Origin of the sequence: Methylobacterium sp. (genome assembly GCF_019750675.1) — a bacterium.
Taxonomy (GTDB): Bacteria; Pseudomonadota; Alphaproteobacteria; order Rhizobiales; family Beijerinckiaceae; genus Methylobacterium.
Map to the genome: position 1 here is coordinate 1 of NZ_JAIEOF010000191.1, position 1,601 is coordinate 1,601.

The 1,601-nt window shown below is 66.5% G+C and carries 1 protein-coding gene and 1 pseudogene; both read left to right on the forward strand.

Annotated elements, in window-relative coordinates; all coding sequences use genetic code 11:
- The first annotated feature begins 95 nt into the window (after window positions 1-95).
- Window positions 96-314, forward strand: a complete 219-nt coding sequence (locus K2X24_RS10300) for a hypothetical protein (RefSeq protein WP_292497530.1) — start codon at window positions 96-98, stop codon at window positions 312-314.
- 588 nt (window positions 315-902) lie between these two features.
- A pseudogene (locus tag K2X24_RS10305) lies at window positions 903-1,601 on the forward strand (hypothetical protein); the annotation flags it as partial.

A 1,601-nucleotide genomic window follows, 5' to 3' on the forward strand; every position in this document is an offset into this window, starting at 1 on the left:
ACGGCACCCAGACCGGGTGCGGAGACGCCGCCGTTCGACGGCTGCCCGCGCCGTTTAAGGCGAAGCGAAAGCAGACACCGCGTTACGATCCTGCCATGCCTCTCTGGATGCAGACGACCGCCGTTCAGACCGAGCGAGCCGTCCTCCACGTCGAGCGCCTGCCCTGGGACGCGCGTTGCGGGTACGATCGCTGCGGATCGTGGAACCTGGCCTTCATCTGCGCCGACGAGGGTGACGTGTTCTGCGCTCGGCATCGCCGCGAGGCCAACATCCCGGTCGCCCTCATGAAGCTCGACCCCGACCGGCAGTGGTGACGAGCGTTTTTCATCGCGGTCTGCAAGCGTTCTTCGACCCGCGGTCGCGGTCGGCCGGCGCTGTTGCCGGCGGCCGTTACTGAGGCTCGCAGTAACGTGGGGGTACGAGGAAATGAACAGTCGAAATCAGGGCTGTACGGTGGGCACGAAGCACGCCTATGAACAGCGCGCCGATGCGCTTTCGAGGATGGCGGTACGGGAACTCCGGCGGGAGGGCGAGCACGCCTCTCCGGGCGAACTCGTCAGTTGGTTCGTGGGTGCGAAGGGGAGGTGGCGACCCCCGACGATCCGGCAATATCGGGGCGCCATCCGGTATGGCCTGGAGAACCGCTGCCGCAAACCGGATGGGCATGCGGCGGCCTTGGAGGCTTTGGAACAGCTGAACGCGGCACCGGTCCACTTCTAACCGCACGCGCCCGCGATCTGAGACACCAGCTTCCCGGTCACCTTTGCGGCGCTCGACCCCACCCGGCAGACGGTGACGAGCGTTTTTCGTCACCGTCTGCCAGGTTACTGCGAGCCGCGGTCGCGGACGCCCGGCGCTGTTGCCGGCCGCCGTTACTGGGGCTCGCAGTAACGTGGGGGACGATGGAAATGGATGCTCGAAATCAGACGCGGACGCCGGAGACGGGGAGAGCCTATATCCGGCGCGCCAATGCGCTCTCGAGGACGGCGGGTTGGGAACTCGGCCTGGATGGCGACCACCCTTCTCCAGGCGCACTCGTCAGCTGGTTCTTGGGGTCGAAGGGCAAGTGGCGCCCCCCGACGATCCGGCAGTACCGTGCTTCCATCCGGTATGGCCTGGAGAACCTCTGCCGCAAACCGGATGCGCACGCGGAGGCCTCGGCGGCTCTGGGACGCCTGAACGCGGCACCGGCTCACCCCGAACCGTGCCCGCCCACGATCCGGAGAACGAGTGCGAAGAAGCGGCGGGCCGGCACGCCGGACGAGCTTCGGGCGATCAGTGCAGCGCTGCGCCAGTCCCCGCATCCGTACGCTCGTCTGGCCCACCGTATGCTGTGGCTCGGCGTCGAGCTCGGCTTGCGTCCGAGCGAATGGGCGACCGCCCGCCTGGAGGGCACCACGCTGGTGGTCACGAACGCCAAAGCCACCAACGGGCGCGGCAACGGCGAGGTTCGGTCGCTCGGACTCGATGACCTCGAACCCGCTCTTGCCAAGATGATCGTCGAACTCGTCGGGATGATCGAAACTGAACCGCTCCGGGATTTTCGGAGGCTCCAACTTTTGAGAGGATGGAGCCATGACAAAGCGAACAGCACCCTTTTC